Consider the following 6,638-nt stretch of genomic DNA (forward strand, 5'->3'; position numbering starts at 1 on the left):
TCACCACTGCCCCTCCGTCACCACTGCCCCCTCCGTCACCACCGCCACGGATCAGGCCGTTCCGCGTTGCCCCACCAGCGCCGCGGTGTCCCGGTGCAGCCGGCCGAAGTTGTAGTAGGCGGCACACGCCCCCTCCGGTGACACCATGCAGGTGCCGATGGGGGTCTCCGGCGTGCACGCCGTGCCGAAGACCTTGCACTCCCACGGCTTGATGACGCCCTTGAGCACCTCGCCACACTGACATGCCTTCGGGTCGGCGACGCGCAGGCCGGGCATCGAGAACCGCTGCTCGGCGTCGAAATCCGCGTAGTCGGGGTGGATGCCGAGCGCGCTCTGCGAGATGAATCCGAGGCCGCGCCACTCGAAGTGCGGCCGTAGCGCGAACGTCTGCGCCATCAGCCGTAGTGCCTGCACGTTTCCTTCGGGCCGCACCACCCGGCTGTACTGGTTCTCCACCTCGCACCGGCCGTCCCGGATCTGCCGCAGCAGCATGTGCACCGAGGCGAGGATGTCGAGCGGCTCGAATCCGGCCACCACGATCGGTTTTCCGTACACGGCGGGGACGAAGCGGTAGGGACGCAGTCCCACCACGGTCGACACGTGCCCCGGTCCGAGGAATCCCGAGAGCCGCAGATCCGGCGACTCGAGGATCGCCTTGATCGGCGGCACGATCGTCACGTGGTTGCAGAACACCGTGAAGTTGCTCAGGCCGAGCTGTCTCGCCCGCACGAGCGTCACCGCCGTGGACGGGGCGGTGGTCTCGAATCCGACGGCGAAGAACACCACATGCCGGTCCGGGTGGTCCACCGCGATCTTCAGGGCGTCCAGCGGGGAATACACGAATCGGACGTCGGCGCCGCGGGCCTTGGCCTCGAGCAGGTTCCCGCGCGAGCCGGGCACCCGCATCATGTCTCCGAACGTCGTGAACACCACGTTCGGTTGCTCGGCCAGCCACATGGCGTCGTCGATGCGGCCCATGGGGATCACGCACACCGGACAGCCGGGGCCGTGCACCAGCTCCACCGACGCGGGCAGCAGATGTTCGATGCCGTGCCGGTAGATGGTGTGGGTGTGGCCGCCGCACACCTCCATGAACTTGAACTCCTCCCCGGCGGCGAGGTCGGTGATCGAGGCCACCAGGGCGCGCGCCGCGGCGGGGTCGCGGAACTCGTCGACGAATTTCATGATCCTGCTCCGCCTTTCATCCGGTGCTCACGCGATCTCGGACGCGTTGAAGGCTTCGATCTCGTTGACGTAGTCGGCGCCCATCTTCCGCACCTGATCGAGGGTCAGCTTCGCCTCGTCCTCGTCGATCCGGGCCATCGCAAAGCCGACGTGCACCAGCACCCAGTCCCCGACCTGCAGGCCGGTGCCGGCGAGCAGCCGGACGCTGATGGCGCGTTGCACGCCGTTGACGTCCACCTTCGCCAGATGCTGGGCGGGGTCGACCATGTCGACCACCCGGCCGGGAATTCCCAGGCACATTGCGTCTCTCCTCACCTCAGCAGATCCGGGGCAGCGGATCGCCCACGAGCATGTCCACGATCCGGCTGCCCCCGAACGCGGTACGCAACGCGACGATGCCCTCCGGTTCGGCCAGGATCTCCCCGATCTCCGCGGCGTCGCCGCCGCCGGGGCACGCCCGCAGTGCGGCGAGGGCGGCGTCCGCCTCGTCCGGGGCGACGACCGCGACGAACTTGCCCTCGTTGGCGACGTACAGCGGCTCGATGCCGAGCATGTCGCACGCCCCGGTCACCGTCGGCCGGATCGGCAGCGCGGCCTCGTCGAGCACCACCGCCAAGCCGGTGGCCTGCGCCAGCTCGTTGCAGACGGTACCGACGCCACCGCGGGTGGGGTCACGCATCCACCGGGTCGACGGCGCGGCTGCGAGCAGGGCCGCCACCAGCTCGTGCACCGGCGCCGTGTCGGAGGCGATGTCCGCTTCGATCGCCAGGTCGCCGCGGGCCAGCAGCACCGCCATGCCGTGGTCGCCGAGCGTCCCCGAGATCAGCACGCGGTCGCCGGGGCGCACCAGGTCGGCCCCGAGGCGGCGCCCGGCGGGAACCAGGCCGACCCCGGCGGTGCTGATGTAGAGACCGTCGGCGGCGCCCCGGCCCACCACCTTGGTGTCGCCGGTGACGATCTCGACCCCGGACCGGGTGGCGGCCGCAGCCATGTCGGCGACGATCTCGCGCAGCCGCGCGATCTCGAAGCCCTCCTCGATGACGAACGCCGCGGACAGCCACCGCGGCCGCGCGCCCGACACGGCGAGGTCGTTGACCGTGCCGTGCACGGCGAGGTGCCCGATCGAGCCGCCCGGAAACGACAGCGGCTTGACGACGAACGAGTCCGTCGAGAACGACAGTCTCTCCCCGGAGTCGAGGCGCACGGTGGCGGCGTCGCCGAGCTGCTCGAGTTCGGTGTTACGGAAGGCCTCGACGAACACCGAATCCACCAGTGCCGCGGACGCCTTGCCCCCGGCGCCGTGCGAGAGGGAGATCACGGTGTCGCGCAGGCGCGGCCGGCGCCGCCGGAACGCCTCGATCCGTTCGAGGACCCGGTCCTCGCGTTCGGCCGATGTGCTCACCGTCCGCCTCCCGTCGCCGATTCCGCGCGCGCCAGGTGTTCCTGCGCGGCCGACCACAGCCGGTACCCGATCAGGGCGTGGCTCTCCTGGATCCGGTGGATGCTCTGCGAGCGGATGGTGAAGCAGAAGTCGAGATCGTCGGTGGCGGCCATCCGGCCGCCGTCGTGCCCCGCGAATCCGATGGTGAGCAGTCCCCGCCGCCGCGCCTCCGCCAGCGCCGTCATCAGGTCGTCGGAGTTGCCGGACGTGGACAGGGCGATCGCGACGTCGTCGCCGTGCGCGTGCGCGATGATCTGCCGCGAGAAGATCAGCTCGAATCCGACGTCGTTGCCGAGCGCCGTCACCACCGCCTGGTCCGCGGCGAGCGACCAGGCCGGCACCGGCCGTCCCCGGGCCGGCCGGCTGAACAGCGTCGCCAGGGTCGCCGCGTCGGTGGAGCTGCCGCCGTTGCCGAAGGTGTAGAGCCGGCCGCCGCGAGCGAAGCGCTCGGCCATGCGCTGCCCCGCCGCGACGAGGTCCTGGCCCCATTCGTCCAGCGAAGCCCGTTGCAGACGCGCGCTGTCGGCCGCCTTGCCGCGGGCCGATTCCGCAAGGTCGCGCAACAGGGCGGTGGCGTCGTGCTCCTGCGCATCGATGAACGGGTACAGGAAGTCGGTGCCGTCCGGTTCGGTGCTCACAGCCGTTCCCCCTCATCGAGTGCCCCAGCATCGAGTTCCGGCGCGTCGAGTCTGGTGAGGGCGATGCCGCCGTGCACCAGCACCAGGTCGCCGGGCGCGACGTCGCCGAGGAGGGAGACGTCGACCCGTTCCCGGCCGGCCGCGGTCCGCACCGGCGCGGCGCCGGTGTCGTCGGCCGGCCACATCACCTCGCCGAGCCGGCCCTCGTCGCTGCAGGTCACGCACACCTCGTCGGTGCAGCCCGGGTCGGCGAGCAGGCCTGGATGCTCGAAGCACACGTGCGTCAGTTCCCACAGCAGGTGGTACAGCAGGACGAACCGCCCGGTGGCGGGCACCATCGGATCGTCCGAGTCCACCCACAGCACGTGGGTGGCCGCACCGGGCGCGGGCCGCGGACCGGAGCCGATCCAGATGGTGTCGGTGCCCCACGCGGGTGCGCGCCGGGCGATCTCGCGCACGGCCGGCTGATCGGCGGAGGCGACCGCCAGGATGACGTCGCCGGGGCGGGCGGCGACCCGGCACTGGGCGACCGGGTCCGGCTCCACGAGCGACACCGACGGCAACGCCCGTTTACCCATGATCACGGGGTGCACGAACTCGACTGCCACGTGATGGGCGTGCGGCTCCCACTGCGGGGACACCACCCACAGGGTCGCCCCGGCATGGAACCGGCGGGCCAGGCTCAGCGCCGTCGCGGCGAGGTCGGCGGCGAGTTCCGCGCCGATCGGCTCGGTGTCGTGTGTCGATGTCATCGCGCTCGTCCCGTCCCGGCAGGGTCCACGGCCCGGCCGCGTGCGAACGCGGCACCGAGCGCGGCCTGCCCCAGCGACAGGCCACCGTCGTTCGGCGGCACCCGCCTGTGTGTCAGCACCTCGAACCCTCTGTCCTGCAGCATAGTTCGGACCATGCCCAGCAGGAGCCGATTCTGGAACACGCCGCCCGTCAGGCCGATGGTGCGTACCTCCGCCGCATCGGCGATCCGGGCCGCCAACCGCACTGTTGCCGATGCCAGCGCACGGTGGAAGCCCGCCGCGAGGTCCGCGGCGGGGACCCCGAGCCGGACGCCGGCGACGAGGCAGGCCAGCGTGCCGGCCCAGTCCAGCTCGTCCCCCCGCAGCGACGAATGTACCGGCGCGGCATCCGTGGCGGTGCGCGCCAGCACCTCGAGTTCGATCGCGGCCTGCGCCTCGTAGCTGATCCGGTGCCGCACCCCCAGCACGGAGGCCACCGCGTCGAACAGCCGGCCGGCGCTGGTGGTGCGCACGCAGCCGACGCCCGACGCCAGCTGCGAGTCCACCAGGGCGCGTTCGGCGGCACCGAGCGCGCTCACGCACGGCAGGTCCTCGATCTCCTCGATGCCGGCCTCCCGCAGCACGGCCAGCGCGACCCGGGCCGGGGTGCGCACGGCGACGTCGCCGCCGGGCAGCGGGAACGACCGCAGGTGCCCGGCGCGCCGGGCGTCGCAGGGATCCGTTCCCACCAGCAGCAGCTCCCCGCCCCAGACGGTGCGGTCGCAGCCGTATCCGGTGCCGTCGAACGCGATCCCCAGCACGGGGGTACCGAGCCGGCGATGCTCGGCGAGCAGGGACGCGACGTGCGCGTGGTGGTGTTGCACTGCGCGCAGCTCGACGTCGTGGTCCTCGCAGTAGCGTTCGGCCCACTCCCGGGTCGCGTAGCCGGGATGCGCGTCGGCCACCACCACCTCGGGGGTGACGCGGTGCAGGGCGGTCAGCTGCGCGACCGACGCCTCGAAGGCGCGCCGGCTCTCCACCGTGCCCATGTCCCCGAGATGCGCCGAACAGAAGGCGTAGTCCTGCCGGGTCAGGCAGAAGGTGTTCTTCACCTCGGCGCCGACCGCGAGGACCACCGGCGCCGCGCCGCCGAGCAGCACCGGCATCGGCGCAAATCCCCGGGAGCGCCGCAGCGGCAGTTCCACGCCGTCGGCGACCGCGACCACCGAGTCCTCGCACGGCACCGCGATGTCCCGGTCGTGCATCAGGAACAGATCGGCGATGCCGCCGAGCCGGGCCAGGGCATCGTCGTTGCGGAAGCAGAGAGGCTCACCGGACAGGTTTCCCGACGTCGCCACCAGCAGCCGCGGCACATCGTTCCCGTGCCCGGGCACCGGCGCGAACAACAGGTGGTGCAGCGGCGTGTACGGCAGCATCACCCCGAGCTCGTCGAGTCCGGGTGCGACCGCGTCGGCGACGGCCGCGCCGGGACGGGCCCGCAGCAACACGATCGGCCGGGCCGGCGCGGTGAGCACGGCCTGCTCGGCCGCGGACAGCAGGCACACCGCGGCGACGGCCGCGACGTCCGGCGCCATCACGGCGAACGGCTTGTCCGGCCGGTGTTTCCGCTCCCGCAGCCGGTTCACCGCGGTGGGGTTCGTGGCATCGCACACGAGATGGAAGCCGCCGAGTCCCTTGACCGCCACGATGTCCCCGGCGGCGAGCGCCGCCTGCACCGTGGCCAGCACCTCCGCGTCCCCGTCGATCCGGCGGCCGTCGCGTACGGCGAAGATCCGCGGCCCGCAGTCCGGGCAGCAGATCGGCTGGGCGTGGTAGCGGCGGTCCGTGGGATCGGTGTATTCGCGGGCGCAACTCGGGCACAGGGGGAACCGGGCCATGGTCGTCGCCGGCCGGTCGTACGGCAGGTCGGTGATCACGGTGTAGCGGGGCCCGCAGTGGGTGCAGTTGACGAAGGGATGCCGGTAGCGCCGGTCGGCGGGATCGTTCAGCTCGCGCAGGCAGTCGGCGCACGTCGCCACGTCCGGCGGGACCAGGGTGCGCGCCCCGTCCGCGTGGTGACTCTCGACGATGCGGAAGTCGTCCTCGCCGCGCGGCATTCGCGGGGCGGTGGCCACGTCGACGAGCACGGCCAGCGGCGGTGCGTCGTCGCGCAGGCGGCGGGTGAACTCGTCCAGATCCGCGGCGGCACCCTCGATCTCGAGGAACACCCCGGAGTCGTCGTTGCCGCAGTACCCGCCCAGGCGCAACTCGCGGGCCAGCCCGGCGACGAACGGCCGGAAGCCGACGCCCTGCACCACGCCACGCACCACCAGGCGCCGTCGCTCGGCCACGGGGATCACGGCGCCGCTCCCGGTTCGTCCCGGGGCCGTCCCATCAGTTCGAGCCCTTCCATCGCGCGCCGCGCGCCGGCCTCGTCGACCCGATCCATCGCGAAGCCCATGTGGATGACGATCCAGTCGCCGGGCGCGAGGTCCGGGTCGTCGAGCATGCCGACGTTCACCTTGCGCTCCTCGCCGGCCACGTCGACGAGGGCGAGCTGCCCGGCGTAGCCGTCGAGCCGCCGGATCACCCGTCCCGGGATGCCGAGGCACACCGCTCAGCCCTCGTCCCCGGCGACCGCGG

General features: G+C 72.3%; 7 protein-coding genes. All 7 read right to left on the bottom strand.

Annotation, left to right across the window (positions count from 1 at the left end; genetic code table 11):
• Positions 1 to 51: 51 nt before the first annotated feature.
• Genes hypD through CQZ88_RS05640 form a run of 7 tightly spaced genes read right to left on the bottom strand, consistent with a single transcriptional unit; the run spans position 52 to position 6,609 of the window.
• Positions 52 to 1,185, bottom strand: a complete 1,134-nt coding sequence (gene hypD / locus CQZ88_RS05610) for a hydrogenase formation protein HypD (RefSeq protein WP_006941958.1) — start codon at positions 1,183 to 1,185, stop codon at positions 52 to 54.
• Positions 1,186 to 1,212: 27 nt separating this feature from the next.
• Positions 1,213 to 1,485, bottom strand: coding sequence for a HypC/HybG/HupF family hydrogenase formation chaperone (locus CQZ88_RS05615; RefSeq protein WP_006941963.1), 273 nt, complete (start codon positions 1,483 to 1,485; stop codon positions 1,213 to 1,215).
• Between the two features lie 16 nt (positions 1,486 to 1,501).
• Positions 1,502 to 2,587, bottom strand: a complete 1,086-nt coding sequence (gene hypE, locus CQZ88_RS05620) for a hydrogenase expression/formation protein HypE (RefSeq protein ID WP_102799370.1) — start codon at positions 2,585 to 2,587, stop codon at positions 1,502 to 1,504.
• Entirely contained in the window at positions 2,584 to 3,264 is a 681-nt protein-coding gene (locus CQZ88_RS05625) for an SIS domain-containing protein (protein ID WP_029547188.1), read from the bottom strand. Before CQZ88_RS05625 ends, hypE begins: the two co-directional genes overlap by 4 nt.
• Positions 3,261 to 4,016, bottom strand: coding sequence for a HypC/HybG/HupF family hydrogenase formation chaperone (locus CQZ88_RS05630; protein WP_102799371.1), 756 nt, complete (start codon positions 4,014 to 4,016; stop codon positions 3,261 to 3,263). Before CQZ88_RS05630 ends, CQZ88_RS05625 begins: the two co-directional genes overlap by 4 nt.
• The gene (gene hypF, locus CQZ88_RS05635; protein WP_102799372.1) at positions 4,013 to 6,355 is read right to left on the bottom strand and encodes a carbamoyltransferase HypF; all 2,343 of its coding nucleotides are present in this window, start codon (positions 6,353 to 6,355) and stop codon (positions 4,013 to 4,015) included. Before hypF ends, CQZ88_RS05630 begins: the two co-directional genes overlap by 4 nt.
• A complete protein-coding gene (locus CQZ88_RS05640; protein WP_006941975.1) occupies positions 6,352 to 6,609 on the bottom strand; it encodes a HypC/HybG/HupF family hydrogenase formation chaperone in 258 nt (85 codons plus the stop codon). Before CQZ88_RS05640 ends, hypF begins: the two co-directional genes overlap by 4 nt.
• Positions 6,610 to 6,638 lie beyond the last annotated feature (29 nt).

The organism is Rhodococcus sp. ENV425 (assembly GCF_002887785.1).
Lineage (GTDB): Bacteria > Actinomycetota > Actinomycetes > Mycobacteriales > Mycobacteriaceae > Rhodococcus > Rhodococcus aetherivorans.